Annotated in this window: 16 protein-coding genes; 13 read left to right on the forward strand and 3 right to left on the reverse strand. The window is 68.3% G+C overall.

The genetic code is table 11. The features are described 5' to 3' along the window. Window positions 1–15 precede the first annotated feature (15 nt). The 3 genes from A5645_RS09305 to A5645_RS09315 are packed head-to-tail and all read left to right on the forward strand — an operon-like array spanning window position 16 to window position 4,268. A complete protein-coding gene (locus A5645_RS09305; protein ID WP_065037836.1) occupies window positions 16–1,419 on the forward strand; it encodes an ammonium transporter in 1,404 nt (467 codons plus the stop codon). A 2-nt stretch (window positions 1,420–1,421) separates the two neighbouring features. Further along, complete coding sequence (gene glnB / locus A5645_RS09310; protein WP_036354580.1) at window positions 1,422–1,760, forward strand: nitrogen regulatory protein P-II; 339 nt, start codon at window positions 1,422–1,424, stop codon at window positions 1,758–1,760. 30 nt (window positions 1,761–1,790) lie between these two features. Continuing rightward, entirely contained in the window at window positions 1,791–4,268 is a 2,478-nt protein-coding gene (locus A5645_RS09315) for a [protein-PII] uridylyltransferase (RefSeq protein ID WP_081288247.1), read from the forward strand. 43 nt (window positions 4,269–4,311) lie between these two features. On the opposite strand, the gene A5645_RS09320 is transcribed toward A5645_RS09315, so the two are convergent. Continuing rightward, window positions 4,312–6,084, reverse strand: coding sequence for a DEAD/DEAH box helicase (locus A5645_RS09320; RefSeq protein WP_081288248.1), 1,773 nt, complete (start codon window positions 6,082–6,084; stop codon window positions 4,312–4,314). Between the two features lie 170 nt (window positions 6,085–6,254). Here A5645_RS09320 and ffh point away from each other — a divergent pair, with 170 nt between their 5' ends. From ffh to A5645_RS09345, 5 genes are all read left to right on the forward strand, one after another. Then, window positions 6,255–7,817: a signal recognition particle protein gene (ffh, locus tag A5645_RS09325; protein WP_065129316.1), complete on the forward strand. Its 1,563-nt coding sequence runs from the start codon at window positions 6,255–6,257 to the stop codon at window positions 7,815–7,817. Window positions 7,818–7,824: 7 nt separating this feature from the next. After that, entirely contained in the window at window positions 7,825–8,901 is a 1,077-nt protein-coding gene (locus tag A5645_RS09330; RefSeq protein WP_065129317.1) for a metal-dependent hydrolase family protein, read from the forward strand. 71 nt (window positions 8,902–8,972) lie between these two features. Further along, window positions 8,973–10,700 carry a serine/threonine-protein kinase gene (locus tag A5645_RS09335; RefSeq protein ID WP_065129318.1) on the forward strand — a complete coding sequence of 576 codons (1,728 nt, stop codon included), beginning with the start codon at window positions 8,973–8,975 and terminating at the stop codon, window positions 10,698–10,700. Window positions 10,701–10,741: 41 nt separating this feature from the next. After that, complete coding sequence (locus tag A5645_RS09340; protein ID WP_065129319.1) at window positions 10,742–12,580, forward strand: N-acyl-D-amino-acid deacylase family protein; 1,839 nt, start codon at window positions 10,742–10,744, stop codon at window positions 12,578–12,580. Window positions 12,581–12,582: 2 nt separating this feature from the next. Next, entirely contained in the window at window positions 12,583–13,179 is a 597-nt protein-coding gene (locus A5645_RS09345) for a TetR/AcrR family transcriptional regulator (protein WP_065129320.1), read from the forward strand. Window positions 13,180–13,250: 71 nt separating this feature from the next. On the opposite strand, the gene A5645_RS09350 is transcribed toward A5645_RS09345, so the two are convergent. Further along, on the reverse strand, window positions 13,251–14,129 hold the full coding sequence (locus A5645_RS09350; RefSeq protein WP_065034396.1) for a D-alanyl-D-alanine carboxypeptidase family protein: 879 nt from the start codon (window positions 14,127–14,129) through the stop codon (window positions 13,251–13,253). A gap of 44 nt (window positions 14,130–14,173) precedes the next feature. On the opposite strand from A5645_RS09350, the gene A5645_RS09355 reads away from it, so the two are divergent. From A5645_RS09355 to trmD, 5 genes are all read left to right on the forward strand, one after another. Next, window positions 14,174–14,593 (forward strand): nuclear transport factor 2 family protein, encoded by a 420-nt coding sequence (locus A5645_RS09355; RefSeq protein ID WP_065129321.1) that lies wholly within the window; start codon window positions 14,174–14,176, stop codon window positions 14,591–14,593. A gap of 156 nt (window positions 14,594–14,749) precedes the next feature. Further along, on the forward strand, window positions 14,750–15,262 hold the full coding sequence (gene rpsP, locus A5645_RS09360) for a 30S ribosomal protein S16 (RefSeq protein WP_065034394.1): 513 nt from the start codon (window positions 14,750–14,752) through the stop codon (window positions 15,260–15,262). Between the two features lie 8 nt (window positions 15,263–15,270). Then, a complete protein-coding gene (locus A5645_RS09365; RefSeq protein ID WP_036354608.1) occupies window positions 15,271–15,513 on the forward strand; it encodes an RNA-binding protein in 243 nt (80 codons plus the stop codon). Between the two features lie 8 nt (window positions 15,514–15,521). Then, on the forward strand, window positions 15,522–16,043 hold the full coding sequence (rimM, locus tag A5645_RS09370) for a ribosome maturation factor RimM (protein WP_065034393.1): 522 nt from the start codon (window positions 15,522–15,524) through the stop codon (window positions 16,041–16,043). A gap of 2 nt (window positions 16,044–16,045) precedes the next feature. Next, window positions 16,046–16,732 (forward strand): tRNA (guanosine(37)-N1)-methyltransferase TrmD, encoded by a 687-nt coding sequence (gene trmD, locus A5645_RS09375; protein WP_065034392.1) that lies wholly within the window; start codon window positions 16,046–16,048, stop codon window positions 16,730–16,732. 82 nt (window positions 16,733–16,814) lie between these two features. Here the strand turns inward: trmD and A5645_RS09380 are convergent, their stop codons facing one another. Continuing rightward, on the reverse strand, window positions 16,815–17,768 hold the full coding sequence (locus A5645_RS09380) for a serine hydrolase (RefSeq protein ID WP_065034391.1): 954 nt from the start codon (window positions 17,766–17,768) through the stop codon (window positions 16,815–16,817). Window positions 17,769–17,977: the final 209 nt, after the last annotated feature.

The raw sequence follows: 17,977 nt of genomic DNA on the forward strand, positions 1-17,977 counted from the left end.
GTGAGTTTCCCACTGATGGGCCATCCCGATACCGGCGACACGGCCTGGATGTTGGCGAGTTCCGCGCTCGTCCTGTTGATGACGCCGGGCCTGGCGTTCTTCTACGGCGGCATGGTGCGTGCCAAGAGCGTCCTGAACATGATCATGATGAGCATCAGTTCGATGGGCGTCATAACCGTGCTCTGGGTGTTGTACGGCTACTCGATGGCATTCGGCAATGACACCGGAAATGTTGTCGGCAACCCGACCCAGTTCTGGGGCCTTAAAGGTCTCATCGGTGGCAACTACGTCGCTGCCGATCCGAGCAAGACCCCGCCCGTCGCGGAGACGACCATCCCGCTGGTGGGCACCTTGCCGGCCACCGTGTTTGTGGCTTTCCAGCTCATGTTCGCGATCATCACCGTCGCCCTGATCTCGGGTGCGGTAGCGGACCGGATGAAGTTCAGTGCCTGGTTGGTCTTCTCCGGGCTGTGGGCGACACTCGTCTACTTCCCCGTTGCGCACTGGGTGTTCGCCTTCGACGGCAGCGTCGCCGAGTCGGGCGGGTGGATCGCCAACAAGCTGAAAGCGATCGACTTCGCCGGCGGCACGGCCGTCCACATCAACGCCGGTGTGGCCGGCTTGGTGCTGGCCCTCGTCCTGGGCAGGCGCAAGGGCTGGCCGACGACGCTCTTCCGGCCGCACAACCTGCCGTTCGTGATGCTCGGCGCCGGCCTGCTGTGGTTCGGCTGGTACGGGTTCAACGCCGGTTCGGCGACCAGCTCCAACGGTGCCGCCGGTACGACCTTCGTCACCACCACGATCGCCACGGCAGCCGCCATGCTCGCCTGGCTGCTCACCGAGCGGATCCGCGACGGCAAGGCCACCACCCTGGGTGCGGCCTCGGGCATCGTCGCCGGATTGGTCGCCATCACGCCGTCGTGTTCTTCGGTCAACGTGGTCGGCGCGCTGGTGATCGGCACGGTGGCCGGTGTGCTGTGCGCGTTGGCGGTTGGGCTGAAGTTCAAGCTCAAGTTCGACGACTCGCTCGACGTGGTCGGCGTGCACCTAGTCGGTGGATTGGCCGGCACTTTGATGGTCGGCCTGGTCGCCACGCCACAGGCCCCGGCGGCCGTAGCGGGGCTGTTCTACGGCGGCGGTTGGAGCCAGCTTGGCAAGCAGGCCATCGGAGCGTTCGCCGTGTTGACCTACTCCGCTCTTGGCACGTTGATCATTGCCCTTATCCTGAAGTACACCATCGGACTGCGTCTCGGGGCTGAGCAGGAGGCCGCGGGCATCGACGAGTCGGAGCACGCCGAAAGCGGCTACGACTTTGCGGTCGCCAGCGGTTCGGTGCTTCCTAGGGCCAGCCTGCCGGAAAGCAGCCTCAACGGCCTGGAAGACCGGCAGCGAGTGGGCGAGAAAGTGGAGGCGGAATAGATATGAAGCTGATCACCGCGATCGTTAAGCCGTTCACCCTCGACGACGTCAAGACCAGCCTCGAGGACGCAGGCGTCCTGGGCATGACGGTCAGCGAAATCCAGGGCTATGGCCGGCAGAAGGGTCACACCGAGGTTTACCGGGGCGCTGAGTACTCGGTGGACTTCGTGCCGAAGGTGCGGATCGAGGTCGTGGTCGACGATTCCATCGTCGACAAGGTCGTGGACAGCATCGTCCGAGCGGCGCGGACCGGCAAAATCGGCGACGGCAAGGTATGGGTCAGTCCGGTCGACACCATCGTGCGGGTGCGCACCGGAGAGCGCGGACCCGACGCGTTATGACGATGGTTCGGCATTGCTGAACCGAGCCAGATGGGCCCCCCGGGTGTGAACCCGCACCCGGCGGACCCGTCCGAACAAGGAGAAGCAACGGAAAGCGCCTGTGCCGCAGTCGATTTGGCTGCCGCCAGGCGCGATCTGTTGTCTGAGGGGCGTCGCGACATGGCGCCGGCCGAATTGCGTCAGGCCTGCCTGGAGTTGCACGAATCCTGGTTGGTCGCCAAGGCCGGACAGATCGGGATCACTGAGGACAGCGGGTTTGCGATCGTTGGGGTCGGTGGGCTCGGTCGCCGCGAATTCCTGCCGTACTCCGATCTGGACCTGGTGCTGCTGCACGACGGCAAGTCCGCCGACGTGCTGGGGCCGGTCGCGGACAAACTGTGGTATCCGTTGTGGGACGCCAACATTCGGCTCGATCACAGTGTGCGCACAGTCGGTGAGGCATTGGCCACCGCCGGGTCGGACCTGACCGCCGCGCTGGGGATGCTCGAAGCGCGGCACATCGCGGGCGAACAGCGGCTCTCGGCCGAACTGATCGACGGCGTCCGCCGCCAGTGGCGCAGCGGAATCCGTTCCCGCATGGACGAACTCGTGGAGATGACGCACGCCCGGTGGCTACGGCTGGGCCGGATCGCTCATCGCGCCGAACCCGACCTGAAGTCTGGCCGCGGCGGTCTGCGTGATGTTCAGCTACTCAACGCACTGGCGCTGGCGCAGCTGATCGACCGGCACGGCATGGCCCGGGCCGACTCGGCGATCGGTTCGCTCGACGACGCGTACCTGACGTTGCTCGATGTGCGGACCGAGCTGCACCGGGTGTCGCGCCGGGGGCGCGACCAGCTGCTGGCTCAGTTCGCCGATGAGATCAGCGAGGCGCTGGGCGTCGGCGACCGGTTCGACCTGGCCCGGATGCTGTCCAGCGCGGGCCGCACCATCAGCTTCCACGCGGTCACCGGCCTGCGTACGGCCGCCAATGCGTTGCCCCGGCGCGGCATCTCGGCGCTGGTGCGGCGGCCCAAGCGGCGCCCGCTGGACGAGGGTGTCGTCGAGTATGCCGGCGAGATCGTGCTGGCCCGTGAGGCGCAGCCGCAGCACGATCCCGGCCTGGTGTTGCGGGTGGCCGCCGCGGCGGCCGACACCGGCATGCCCATCGGCGCGGCCACCTTGAGCCGGCTGGCCGACAACGCGCCCCCGCTGCCGACGCCGTGGCCGCGCGAGGCGCTGGACGACCTGCTGGTCGTGCTGTTGGCCGGGCCCACCGCGGTGCCGACCATCGAGGCGCTCGACCGCACCGGCTTGTGGGGTCAGCTGCTGCCCGAATGGGATTCGATCCGTGACCTGCCGCCGCGCGACGTGTCGCATAAGTGGACGGTGGACCGCCACGTGGTGGAGTGCGCCGTGCATGCGGCGCCGCTGACCACCAACGTGGCCCGACCGGACCTGCTTGCGCTAGGAGCGCTGCTGCACGACATCGGCAAGGGGCGTGGAACCGACCACAGCGTGCTCGGAGCCGACCTGGTGGTTCCGATTGGCGAGCGGTTGGGGCTGGCGCCCGCGGACACCGACACGCTTTCCAAGATGGTGCGCCACCACCTGCTGCTGCCGATCACGGCCACCCGCAGCGACCTCAACGACCCGGCCACCATTGAGGCCGTCTCCGAGGCCCTCGGCGGGGACCCGCAGCTCCTGGAGCTGATGCATGCCCTTTCGGAGGCCGACTCGAAGGCCACCGGCCCGGGCGTGTGGAGCGACTGGAAGGCGTCCCTGGTCGACGACTTGGTGCGGCGCTGCCGGATGGCGATGGCAGGCGAGGAGCTGCCGCAGGCGGAACCGACTGCGCCGCACTACCTTTCGTTGGCAGCACGGCAGGGCGTGCACGTCGAGATCAACCCGGGCGCCGGCGAGCGCCTGCACGCCGTGATGGTGGCGCCCGACGAACGCGGCTTGGTGTCCAAGGCCGCCGCCGTGCTGGCGCTGAACTCACTGCGGGTCCATTCGGCATCGGTCAACATCCACGAGGGCGTCGCGATCACCGAGTTCGTGGTGTCGCCGCTGTTCGGTTCGCCGCCGGCGGCAGACCTGCTGCGTCAATCGTTCGTGGGTGCGCTGCGCGGTGACGTCGACGTATTGGGCGCGTTGGAGAAGCGGGACAGCGATGCCGCCAGCGAAGCGACAGCCCGGGCAGGAGAGGTGCAGGTGGGCGTGCCTGTCACCCGCTCGACCGCGCCGCCCCGGATCCTGTGGCTGGACACCGACACACCGGGCCAGCTGATCCTGGAAGTGCGCGCCATGGACCGCACGGGGCTGCTGGCGCTGCTGGCCCGCGCGCTCGAGCGCGCCGAGACCGACATCGTCTGGGCCAAGGTCAACACCTTCGGGTCGACGGCGGCCGACGTCTTCTGTGTGACGGTGCCGGCCGACACCGACGCGCGGTCCGCGGTGGAGAAGAACCTGTTGGCTGTGCTGGGTGCGCCGGCGGTGGTCATGGTCGACGAGCCCGTCGGCGACTAGTGGCGATCGCCAGCGCGGCCGGTCGCCAGAATCCTGGTCAGCTCTATTCGGAGTTCAGCTGGCGCACGGCCTCGATGCGGGCCTTGAGCTGATCGCGGGTCGCCGCCGCGATCGGTGGGCCGCCGCAGCGGCGACGCAGCTCGTTGTGGATCCAACCGTGCGGCTTGCCGGTGCGGTGATGGGCGACCGACACCAGCGAGTTGAGTTCGCGGCGCAACTCGCGCAGCTGCCCGTGGGTGGTAATCGGCATGGGCGGCCCGGAGGCCGTCGCGGCGCGCTTCTGCAACTGCTCGTCCTGGCGCCGGTGCAGGAGCGCGCGCATCTGCTCGGCGTCCAACAGTCCGGGAATGCCCAGATAGTCGGCCTCTTCCTCGCTGCCGGCGGGGGCGGCGGTGCCGAACGAGGAGCCGTCGAAGATGACCTGATCCAGCTCGGCGTCCGCGCCCAGTGAGGTGAAGCCGTTCTCTTCGGTCTTCTCGTTCTGCGTCCGGACCGCGGGGTCGTCGTCGAGCGGATCGCCCTCGGACTCACGGTGTGGTTTGCCCAGCACGTGATTGCGCTGCGCCTCCAGCTCGCTGGCCAGTTGCAGCAGATTGGGCACCGACGGCAGGAAGATGCTGGCTGTCTCGCCGGGCCGCCGCGAGCGCACGAAGCGGCCGATCGCCTGTGCGAAGAACAGAGGAGTGGAGGCGCTGGTCGCGTAGATCCCGACGGACAGGCGGGGCACGTCCACACCCTCGGACACCATGCGCACCGCGACCAGCCATCGAGTGTCGCTGGCCGCGAACTCGCTGATGCGGGCCGAGGATCCCGGGTCGTCGGAGAGCACGACCGTCGGTGCTTCGCCGGTCAGCTTCTTGAGGAGGGTGGCATAGGCGCGGGCGGCGGTCCGGTCGGACGCGATGATCATGCCGCCCGCGTCGGGCACGTGCTCGCGCAGCTGACGCAGCCGCTGGTCGGCGGCGGTGATGACGGCGGGCATCCATTCGCCGGCCGGGTCCAGCGCAGTGCGCCACGCCCGGGCGGTCTGTTCGGCCGACAATGGCTCGCCGAGCCGCGCCTCGTGCTCCTCGCCCGCGCTGTCGCGCCAGCGGGCCTGGCCGGAATAAGCCATGAACACCACAGGACGCACCACCCCGTCGGCCAGTGCCTCCGCGTAGCCGTAGGTGTGGTCGGCCTGCGAGCGCATCTGGCCCTCGCCGTCGGGCTCGTAGCTGACGAACGGGATGGGGCTGTCGTCGCTGCGGAACGGCGTCCCGGTCAGGGCAAGCCGACGGGTCGCGTCGCTGAACGCCTCCCGGATCGCGTCGCCCCAGGTCTTGGCGTCCCCGCCGTGATGGATCTCGTCGAAAATCACCAGCGTCTTGCGCTGCTCGGTCCGCACCCGGTGCAACGACGGATGGGCGGCCACTTGGGCGTAGGTGACCACCACGCCGTGGTACTCCGGCGAGGTCTGCGGGTTGGAGTTGGAGAACTTGGGGTCCAGCGCCAGGCCCTGACGTCCGGCGGCCTGCGCCCACTGGATCTTGAGGTGTTCGGTGGGGACGACGACGGTGAGCTGCTCGACGGCGCGGTGGCCCATCAGTTCACCCGCGATCCGCAGCGCGAACGCCGTCTTGCCCGACCCGGGTGTGGCGACCGCCAGGAAGTCGCGCGGCTCGGTGCCGAGGTATTTCACCAGCGCACGGCGCTGCCAACCGCGCAGCGGCCGGCTGCTATCGGCGGAACCGACCGGCTGCAGCGACAAAGATCCCCCCGGGTGGCTGGCTGGGCTGACGCGCCTGTCGATGCCAAGCGCGGCTGTAAAATCTAGCATGACAACGCTTTTCGGCGTAGTTGCGACATGGCTGGGCTGGCCGGCCCGGTTGCGGGCGCGAACGTGCGCGGAATGCCGCGGACGTCGGCGTGTCGCTGTGCAGGTGCGCACCTTCGCGCGGATGCGGTGGTGAGTCACGGCGCTCGGCGATCACCGATAGGCTGGCGGTCGTGTTTGAATCGCTCTCCGATCGCTTGACCGGTGCCCTTCAAGGGCTACGCGGCAAAGGCCGCCTCACCGACGCCGATATCGACGCCACCACCCGTGAGATCCGGCTCGCGCTGCTGGAAGCCGACGTTTCGCTGCCCGTCGTGCGGGCGTTCGTGCACCGGATCAAGGAACGCGCCCGCGGCGCGGAGGTGTCCGGCGCGCTGAACCCGGCGCAGCAGGTCGTCAAGATCGTCAACGAGGAACTGATCGGCATCCTCGGCGGGGAGACTCGAGAGCTCGCGTACGCCAAGACCCCGCCGACCGTCATCATGCTCGCCGGCCTACAGGGCTCCGGTAAGACGACGCTGGCCGGCAAGCTGGCCTTCCGGCTCAAGAATCAGGGTCACACGCCGCTGCTGGTGGCGTGCGACCTGCAGCGTCCGGCCGCCGTGAACCAGCTGCAGGTGGTCGGGCAGCGGGCCGGTGTGCCGGTGTTCGCGCCGCACCCCGGCGCGTCCCCCGAGTCCGGCCCGGGTGACCCGGTCGCCGTCGCTGCGGCGGGCGTCGCCGAGGCCAAGGCCAAGCACCACGACTTCGTCATCGTCGACACGGCCGGCCGGCTGGGCATCGACGAGGAGCTGATGGCCCAGGCCGCCGCCATCCGCGATGCGGTCAACCCCGATGAGGTGCTGTTCGTCCTGGACGCGATGATCGGTCAGGACGCCGTCGCCACCGCCCAGGCGTTCGGAGACGGCGTCGGGTTCACCGGCGTCGTGCTGACCAAGCTGGACGGCGACGCCCGCGGTGGCGCCGCGCTGTCGGTTCGCGAAGTCACCGGGGTGCCAATCCTTTTCGCCTCCACCGGGGAGAAGTTCGAGGACTTCGACGTCTTCCACCCGGACCGGATGGCCAGCCGCATCCTGGGCATGGGCGACGTGCTGAGCCTGATCGAGCAGGCCGAGCAGGTTTTCGACGCCCAGCAGGCCGAGGCGGCCGCCGCCAAGATCGGCACCGGGGAACTCACGCTGGAAGATTTCCTCGAGCAGATGTTGGCTGTGCGCAAGATGGGCCCGATCGGCAACCTGCTGGGCATGCTGCCCGGCGGCGCACAGATGAAGGACGCGCTGGCCGAGGTCGACGACAAGAGCCTCGACCGGCTGCAGGCCATCATCCGCGGAATGACGCCCGAAGAGCGGGCCGACCCGAAGATCATCAACGCCTCCCGGCGCCTGCGTATCGCCAACGGCTCGGGCGTCACCGTGTCCGAGGTCAATCAGCTGGTGGACCGCTTCTTCGAGGCCCGCAAGATGATGTCGTCGATGCTCGGCGGCATGGGAATACCGGGAATCGGGCGCAAGTCCGCGACACGAAAGTCCAAGAACGCGAAGGGCAAGAAGGGCAAGAAGGGCGGCCGCGGGCCCACGCCGCCCAAGGTGCGCAGCCCGTTCGGGCCCGGGGCGGGCATACCGGGCATGCCGGCCGGCTTCCCGGACCTGTCGCAGATGCCCGAGGGACTCAACGAGTTGCCGCCCGGTCTGGCCGACTTCGACCTGTCCAAGCTGAAGTTCCCGGGCAAGAAGTAATCCCACCGTGCGGCTGCACGTGCGCGGTTCGGCCCTGCCGGGCGACGTTCCTACCGAACTGTGGATCGTCGACGGCCACATCAGCACCGAACCGGTGTCCGGCGCCGACACCGTCTTCGAGGGCGGTTGGGTCCTGCCGGGCCTGGTGGACGCGCATTGCCACGTCGGTCTCGGCGAGCACGGCGCCGTAGAACTCGACGAGGCGATCGCCCAGGCCGAGACCGAACGCGAGGCCGGGGCGTTGCTGCTGCGGGATTGCGGCTCACCGATCGATACCCGCAGCCTCGACGACCATGACGACCTGCCCCGGATCATCCGGGCCGGACGCCACCTGGCCAGGCCCAAGCGCTACATCCCCGGCCTGCCGATCGATCTGGAAGACGAGTCTCAACTGCCGGCCGCGGTGGCTGAGCAGGCCCGCCGCGGTGACGGCTGGGTCAAGCTGGTCGGAGACTGGATCGACCGCAAGGTCGGTGACCTCGCGCCGCTGTGGTCCGACGAGGTCCTCAAGGCCGCCATCGATGCCGCGCACGCCGAGGGCGCCCGAGTCACCGCGCACGTGTTCGGCGAGGATGCGCTGCCCGGATTGATCCGTGCCGGCATCGACTGCATCGAACATGGCACCGGCCTCACCGATGACACCATCGCGCTGATGGTCGAACACGGCACAGCGTTGGTGCCCACCCTGATCAATCTGGAGAACTTCCCCGGCATCGCCGATGCCGCGACCCGCTATCCGACGTACGCCGCGCACATGCGCGATCTGTACGACCGCGGGTACAGCCGGGTGGCGGCGGCGCGCGACGCCGGCGTGCCCGTATACGCCGGCACCGACGCGGGCGGCATGATCCGGCACGGACGCATCGCCGACGAGGTCGACGCCCTGCGCGGGATCGGCATGAGCGCCGAGGAGGCGTTGGGTGCGGCGTGCTGGGACGCGCGGCGCTGGTTGGGCCGGCCCTGCCTCGAGGACGGGGCATCGGCAGACCTGTTGTGCTACTCCCAGGACCCGCGCCTGGGCCCCGGGGTGCTGACCCGGCCTGATCTGGTGATCTTGCGCGGCAACCCGTTTCGGCCCGCCTGACCAGGCAAGTATTCGCCCAGTGTTGGCCGCGCGCTGACTGCCTCCCGCGTCGGGATGGTTAGTATCGCTGGATGGCGTTGGCCAGCGGTGCAGCCTTTGCCGGGTACACCGTCGTGCGGATGCTGAGTTCCTCCGCGACCGGTGAGCTTTACCTGGTGGAACGGCCTGACGTGCGCGGGTGGCGGGCCCTGAAGGTGCTGCCGTCGACATTGTCCGCGGACCGCGATTTCCGGCGCCGGTTCCACCAGGAGACGCAGGTCGCGGCCACCATGTACCACCCCAACATTGTCGAAGTGCACGACCGCGGCGAGTTCGAGGAACAGCTGTGGATCGCAATGGATTACGTGGACGGCACCGACGCCGCGCAGCTGATGGCCAGTCGGTTCCCGGCGGTACTGCCGCTGGCCGAAGCGCTGGGCATGATCACCGCGGTGGCCGGAGGCCTGGACTTCGCCCACCAGCGGGGGTTATTGCATCGGGACGTCCGGCCGGCCAACATCGTGCTGGCGACGACGGACGAACCGCGGATTCTGTTGGCCGACTTCGGCTTGGCGCGTCCGCCGACCGAATCGGCCTACGCCGCCCCGGAGGACCTCGCCGGTGCCGAACCCGACGGGCGCGCCGACCAGTACGCGCTGGCCGCGACCGCGATGCACCTGTTCACCGGCGCGCCGCCGGCGATCGGGACGCGACTGCGTGATCTGCGTCCGGACCTGGACCGGCTGGACGCGGTGCTGGGCCGGGCGATGGCAGGCAATCCGTCCGACCGGTTCGGCAGTTGCCGCGAGTTCGCCGACGCGCTGGCCGAGCACGCCGGCGTCCCAGATCCCAGCCAGCTCAGCCGCGAGACACACGAGCTAGCCCCGGTCATCGAGGTCGCCGAGGTCGCCGAGCAGCCCATCCCGGAACCCGCCTACGTCGTCGACTATCCGGCCTATGGCTGGCCGCAACCGCCGCAACCCCCACCGCCGCCGGTCCCGCGACCGGCCACCGTCCCGCCGACACGGCACGCCACGATGTTGCAGTCCGCCGCCGGGTCGCTCGCGCGACGGCTGGATGAGTTCTCCACCCGCCCCAAACCGCGGCGGGGGCCGCGGCGGATCCTGCTCGGTGCCGCCGCGGTGCTGCTGCTGGCCGGCCTGTTCGCCGCCGGCGTCTCGATCGGGCGCAAGACCATGACGTCGACTCAGGCGGGCAGCCCCGCCACCACGACGCCGGCCTCTTCGAGCACCACGCCGAGCAGCACCCCCGCGGGCTCACCGCTTCCGCTCGAGGGCATGTATGTAATCGAGGTGCAGCGCTCTAGGCAGACCTTCAACAACACCCCGACCCCGCAGCCGCCCGACGTCGCCACCTGGTGGGCGTTCCGGTCGTCGTGCACGCCAACGCGCTGCCTGGCCGCGGGGACCCTGCTCAACGAGGCGGACCACACCCAGCCGAAGTCTCCGGATGTGCACCCGCTGCTGCTCGAGTTCCAGGGCGGGCAATGGCGATCGCGGCCGGAAACCACCAAATTCCCCTGTATCGGCCCCAACGGGGTGGCCAGCACCCAGACCACCGTGCAGGCTGTCGCACTGCGTCCGGAACCGGAGGGCAACCTGGCCGGCGAGATGACCGTCACGGTCAAGACCAACGAATGTAGCCAGCAAGGGGGAGTCATCCGCATCCCCACCCAGGCGAGCCGGACGGGCGAGACGCCGCCCGGGGTGAATGTGCCGGACCCGGTGAGGGTCACGCCCAGTAGCGAACCGCCCACCGTCACACTCACCGGCCCGCCGACCACGACTACACACCGCTGAGCTCTCGCCCGGGGGAGAAAGATTGCGAGTGATCGCTATCTATGTTAGCGTTGGGCCACCGCGACGACTTGGAGGAAATTGTGACTTTCGACGTGATCATCCGCGATGGCCTGTGGTTCGACGGCACCGGCGCGGCGCCACAGACGCGTAACTTGGGCATTCGCGACGGGGTGGTGGCCACCGTCTCGGCCCAGGCCCTGGACGAGACCGGTTGCCCCGAGGTGATCGACGCCGGCGGCAAGTGGGTCATGCCGGGCTTCCTCGACGTGCACACGCACTACGACGCCGAGATCCTGCTCGACCCCGGCCTGCGCGAGTCGGTGCGGCACGGGGTGACCACCCTGCTACTGGGCAATTGCTCGCTGTCGACGGTCTACGCGAACTCCGAGGATGCTGCCGACCTGTTCAGTCGTGTCGAGGCGGTGCCGCGCGACTTCGTTCTTGGCGCGCTGGAAAGCAACAAGACCTGGTCGACGCCCGCGGAGTACGTCGAGAAGCTCGACGCGCTGCCATTGGGGCCGAATGTCGGCTCGATGCTTGGCCATTCGGACTTGCGCACCGCGGTGCTCGGGCTGCAGCGGGCCACCGACGGAGATGTCCGGCCAACCGACGCGGAGCTGGAAAAGATGGCGAAACTGCTCGACGAGGCGCTGGACGCCGGGATGCTGGGCATGTCAGGGATGGATGCACCGATCGACAAGCTCGACGGCGAGCGTTTCCGCTCCCGGGCGCTGCCGTCCACGTTCGCGACCTGGCGGGAGCGGCGCCGGCTGATCAAGGTACTACGCAAGCGCGGCCGGATCCTGCAGAGCGCCCCGAACGTCGACAGTCCGGTTTCGGCGCTGATGTTCTTCCTCACCAGCAGTCGAATACTGAACCGCCGCAAGGGTGTTCGGATGAGCCTTTTGGTGTCCGCGGATGCCAAGTCGATGCCGTTGGCAGTGCACACCTTTGGGCGCGGCGCTCGCCTGCTGAACAAGTTGCTGGCATCCAGCGTGCGGTTCCAGCACCTGCCGGTGCCGTTCACCCTGTACTCCGACGGCATCGACCTGCCGGTTTTCGAGGAGTTCGGCGCCGGCACGGCCGCGCTGCACCTGCGTGACCAGCTGGAGCGCAACCAGCTGCTGGCCGATGAGTCCTATCGCCGGAAATTCCGCCGCGAGTTCGACCGCGTCAAGCTGGGTCCGTCGCTGTGGCACCGCGACTTCCATGACGCGGTGATCGTGGAATGCCCCGATAAATCGTTGATCGGCAAGAGCTTTGGGACAATCGCCGACGAGCGTGGGCTGCACCCCCTGGATGCGTTCCTCGACATCCTGGTGGAGAACGGCGAACGCAACGTGCGCTGGACCACGACCGTCGCCAACCACCGGCCCAAGCAGCTGGACAAGCTGGCCGCCGACCCGGTTGTGCACATGGGCTTCTCCGACGCCGGCGCGCACCTGCGCAACATGGCCTTCTACAACTTTCCGCTGCGGCTGCTCAAACGCACTCGCGACGCCCACCGGGCCGGCCGGCCGTTCCTGACGGTGGAGCGGGCGGTGTACCGGCTGACCGCCGAAGTGGCCGAGTGGTTCGGCATCGACGCCGGCACCCTGCGGGAAGGCGACCGCGCGGACTTCGTCGTGATCGACCCCGCGCGGCTGGACGACTCGGTGGACGGCTACTACGAGGAGGCCGTGCCGTTCTACGGCGGCCTGCGCCGCATGGTGAACCGCAACGACGCGACCGTGGTCGCGACGGGTGTCGGCGGGTCGGTGGTCTTCCGCAACGGCGAGTTCTGTGAAGGCTACGGCGAAACCGTGAAGTCAGGCCGGTACCTGCGCGCGGGCGAGCGGCACGCGCACGGGGCCGAACAGGCCCTGAGCGCCACCGCGTAGCGATGGCCAGGACCCAGCAGCAGCGCCGCGAGGAGACGGTCGGCCGACTCCTCGAGGCCTGCATCGACACCATCATCGAAGTCGGCTACGCCCGCGCTTCGGCGGCGGTGATCACCAAACGCGCCGGGGTTTCGGTCGGGGCGCTGTTCCGGCACTTCGAAACCATGGGCGACTTCATGGCGGCCACGGCATCGGAGGTGCTGCGTCGGCAGTTGGAGACCTTCACCAAGCAGGTCGCTCAGATTCCGGCCGACCGGCCGGCGCTGGAGGCGGCCCTGGCGATCCTGCGGGACATCACCAGTGGGCCGGCGAACGCCGTGCTCTATGAGTTGTTGATCGCCGCCCGCACCGATGAGAAGTTGAAAACTACTCTGCAGCACGAACTTTGGCAGTACCGCGCGAAGATGTACGACGCCGCGCTGACCCTGCCTGGGACTGAGGACATCCCGCCGGACACGCTGCCGGTGCTGGTGGCGCTGTTGACCAACGTGTTCGACGGAGCCGCGGTGGTGGAAGGTGTGTTGCCCCAGCCCGAGATCGCGGAGCGCCGGATTCCGGTGCTGACCGCGCTGCTGAATGCGGCGTGGCCGGCTGATTAGCGCGAGCAGACGCGAAAGCTCCCGCACGCACGGCGTGTCGGGGGCTTTCGCGTCTGCTCGCGCAGGGAAAGCTACAGCGAGCCGATGCCGGCTTGCGGACTGAGCGCGAAGCCCCAGTCGAACAGGCTGGCGGCCTGGTCCCAGTAGGTCGGACCGCCCTCTTTGACCAGCCCGAACATCATCGCGATCACCAGCCGGCGGCCGCCGCGCGCCGCCGCACCGACGAACGTCTTGCGGGCGGCGTTGGTGAAGCCCGTCTTGCCGCCGATCGCGCCGGGGTAGCGCTGCAACAGCTCGTCCTGGTTGGTGATCACCAATTCGCCACCGTCGCCGGGGCCACCGGGAAACATCGCCGAGGGCTTGGCGGTGATCGCGGCGAACACCGGGTTGGCCATCGCGGCCCGGAATATCACCGCGAGGTCGTGGGCGGTCGATGCGCCGGGACCGTCGGGCCCGTCCAGCCCGGACGGCGTCGACGCATGAGTGCTCGAGGCACCCAGCGACGCTGCCTTGGCATTCATCTTGGCCACCGCGGCGCCCGGTCCACCCAGCATGTGCGCCAACGTGTTCGCGGCGTCGTTGCCCGAGACCAGCAACAGTCCGTCGAGCAGTTCGCGCGCGGTGTAGCTGTGGCCCGCCTTGACGCCCACGCAGTTGCATTCCACGTCCGTGTCGGCGGCGTCGGCGACCACCGCGGAGTCCAGGCTCAACTCGTCGAGCACCACCAGCGCCAGCAGCACCTTGATCGTGCTGGCCGGGGGATGTACCGCGTACTGGTCGCGGCCGGCCAGCACCTGGCCGCTGTCAAGGTCGGCCACGATCCAGGTCTGGGCCGGACCGTCGGGAATCGGCATCGAACCGACCGGCTGTACGTCGGTGTCGGCCGAAGCGGTGCCGGCCGTAAGACAGATCGCCACCAGCGCAGCGGCGGCGGCCAAGAGCTTTCGCATGGGCGCTGAGTGTAACGGTCCTGGCCGCGGTGTTGAATCGACGCATGTTGAGCCTGGCCGAAATTTCTGACCGCCTGGAGATCCAGCAGCTGCTGGTCGATTACTCCACCGCCATCGACTCGCGTCGCTTCGACGACCTGGACGACGTCTTCACCCCGGACGCCTATATCGACTACACCGCCCTGGGCGGGATCGCCGGCGAATACCCCGAGGTCAAGAAGTGGTTGTCGGAGGTGCTGCCGAACTTCCCGGTGTACTCGCACATGTTGGGCAATTTCTCGGTCCGCATTAGCGGCGACACGGCGTCGTCGCGGGTCATCTGCTTCAACCCGATGGTGCTGGGCGGGGACAAGGAGCAGATCCTGTTCTGCGGGCTCTGGTACGACGACGAGTTCGTGCGCACCGAGCAGGGCTGGCGGATGACGCGGCGGGTGGAGACGAAGACGTTCCAGAAAGTGCTCTGATTTCCTCCGCAGCACCCGGTTCTGGCACAATTGGCCGCTGTCCGTCGCGCGATCAAGATCGTTCGGTGGTCACACACGCGAGGCGAAACCGGACCTGGGCATCCCGCCCGTGTCGCTGAATTGCAGCGTGACACACACAGGAGAAGTCGCTTAACCATGGCTGTCAAAATCAAGCTCACTCGGCTTGGCAAAATCCGCAATCCCCAGTACCGCATCGCCGTCGCCGACGCGCGCACCCGTCGCGACGGTCGTTCCATCGAGGTGATCGGCCGGTACCACCCGAAGGAAGAGCCGAGCCTGATCGAGATCAACTCCGAGCGCGCGCAGTACTGGCTGTCCGTGGGGGCCCAGCCCACCGAGCCCGTGCTGAAGCTGCTGAAGATCACCGGCGACTGGCAGAAGTTCAAGGGCCTGCCCGGCGCCGAGGGTCGGCTGAAGGTCAAGCCCGCCAAGCCCAGCAAGCTGGAGCTGTTCAACGCCGCGTTGGCCGAGGCCGAGGGCGGTCCGACCACCGAGGCCACCAAGCCGAAGAAGAAGTCCGCGCCGAAGAAGGCCGCCAAGAGCGAGGAAGCCGCGCCTGACGCGGGAGCCGAGACCGGGGCGGAGAAGGCCGCGGCCGTGGCTGAGACCGAGCAGGGCGAGCAGTCCGCGCCGGCGACGGAAAGCTGACCAGCGCCGTGAGCACCGTCGTGGTCGACGCCGTCGAGCACCTGGTCCGCGGAATCGTCGACAACCCCGACGATGTGCGGGTCGACCTGGTGACCAGCCGCCGTGGCCGCACCGTCGAGGTCCACGTTCATCCCGATGACCTGGGCAAGGTGATCGGTCGCGGTGGTCGTACCGCGACCGCACTGCGCACCTTGGTCGCCGGAATCGGTGGCCGGGGTATCCGCGTCGACGTGGTGGACACCGACCAGTAGCGCAGCCGATGGAGCTGATCGTCGGGCGCGTGGCGAAAGCCCACGGCATCGCCGGCGAACTTGTCGTCGAGGTACGCACTGATGATCCCGATGTCCGGTTCGCGCCGGGCAGCACGCTGCGCGCCCGCAAACCCCGCGACGGCGGCCCCGCGCGCAGCTACGTGGTGGAAGGGGCGCGGCCGCACGGTGCCCGACTGCTGGTGCGGCTGGCCGGCGTGGCCGACCGCGACGCCGCCGACGCGCTGCGCGGCAGTCTGTTCATCATCGACTCCGATGAATTGCCGCCGATCGACGAGCCCGACACGTACTACGACCACCAACTGGAAGGCTTGCGGGTCGCAACGACGGCGGGTCAGGAGATCGGGGTGGTGGCCGAGGTGCTGCACACCGCCGGCGGTGAATTGCTGTCGGTCAAGCGCGAAAACGGGGAACTGCTGATCCCGTTCGTCAGCGCCATCGTCACCTCGGTGTCGCTGGACGACGGCACCCTCGAAATCGAACCACCCGACGGTCTGCTGGACCTGGGGTAAGCGTGCGCATCGACGTCATATCGATCTTCCCGGCCTATCTTGACCCGCTGCGACAATCGTTGCCGGGCAAGGCGATTGCGTCCGGTCTGGTGGATCTGCAGGTGCACGATCTGCGGCGGTGGACCCACGATGTGCACCACTCGGTGGACGATGCGCCGTACGGTGGCGGGCCCGGCATGGTGATGAGGGCACCGGTGTGGGGGGAGGCGCTGGACGAAATATGTTCGGCAGAGACCCTTTTGGTGGTGCCTAGTCCGGCCGGCGTGTTGTTCACCCAGGCCACCGCCCAGCGCTGGAGCGGCGAGGGGCACCTGGTGTTCGCCTGCGCTCGCTACGAGGGCATCGATCAGCGGGTGGTCGAGGACTCGGCGCGCCGGATGCGCGTCGAAGAGGTGTCGATCGGCGACTATGTCCTGCCCGGCGGCGAATCGGCGGCGCTGGTGATGATCGAGGCCGTGGTGCGGCTGTTGACCGGTGTCCTGGGCAATCCCGCATCACTCCAAGAGGATTCACACTCCCCGGCATTGGATCAGTTGCTGGAGGGGCCCAGTTATACCCGGCCGGCCAGCTGGCGTGGGCTGGACGTGCCGGAGGTGCTGCTTTCCGGGGATCATGCCCGCATCGCGGCGTGGCGGCGTGAGGTGTCGCTGCAGCGGACTCGCGAACGGCGACCGGAACTGCTGGATTGATTGTGGTGAGCAGACGCTAAAGCACCCAAAATCCTCGATTTTGGGGCGCTTTAGCGTCTGCTCGCGGGGAAAAAGGGGACGCTCAGATGCGGCCGTTGGGGAAGATGGTCTTGACGGCTTGGGTGATCGTTTCGCGCGCCGTGGCGTCGTCAGAGGGCTGCAGGGATTCGATGACCATGATGTAGCGGCGGTCGGCGCCGATGATCCCAGTGGACAGATGCATCCAGTCAGCACCGACGCAGCACATCCAACCTTGTTTGACGGCAACGGGTTCGGCGTACAGGCCGTCCGGGATTCCGAACCGCTGCGGGTAACCGTCGACTCCGGTCGGGGTGGACCGGGCCAGGTCGTTGACGATGAGCCGGGCGCGATCGGGCGGCAGCCCGCCGGAGCCGTCGAGCAGCCGTTCGTAGTAGCGGATCAGGTCCTCCGCCGAGCTGATCGTGTTCCACCAGCGGCCGTCGCTGGGCGGTGTGGTCGCGGTGAGACCGTACCGGCTGGCCACCTGCGTGATGATCGCATCGCCGCCGTCCTGGCCCCAGAACCGCTCGGCGGCGCCGTCGTCGGAGGACTGCAGCATCAGGTCCAGCGCCTGGTGATCGTCGGGGGACAGCGTCACGCGGCCGTCGGATTCCTGCAGCAGCAGGTCGTCGGCGATAAAGAGCTTGGCCACCGATGCGGTGGCGATGATCTGGCTGTTGCCGTTGGACACCAGCTGATGGGTGGCCCGGTCGAGGACGGCCACCGCCAGGTTCGCGCCACTGGCAGCGGCCTGATCGGTGGCCTGCTGAATGCGCGCCTGCACGCCGGTGAGCCCGCCCAGGCCGATGGTCGGCAGCGCCATCGGCGCCGCGGTCGGGGTGATGGCCCGCAATAGCAGCTCAACCAGCTGCTCCTGTGGGTGCGGGTCGGGCTGGGACGTCGCCTGACCGGTCGAGGTGAACGCCTTCGCATGGACCGTCGCCTCACAGCCGGCAACCACCACCAGAGCCGCCGCGGCGACGGCGGTCAGCATGGTCAGCGGCCGGGCTCGCATTGCACTCCTTCGGCGTTGTGAGGCGTTCAGCAACGTGAAGCTGGGCCGGGATTTTTGGGTATATCCATGGGTTCGGATCTGCGCGGTTCAGCCCCAGTCATATGTACCATTTGCAGCGGGTTTACGCCGGGCGCGAATCACGACAGTTTCCTGTGATTTTCACTGCATGCACCGCATCTGGCACAATTGGCCAGTTGTCTCCAGCGGTT

It is taken from the genome of Mycobacterium asiaticum, assembly GCF_001673635.1.
GTDB classification, from domain to species: Bacteria; Actinomycetota; Actinomycetes; order Mycobacteriales; family Mycobacteriaceae; genus Mycobacterium; species Mycobacterium asiaticum_C.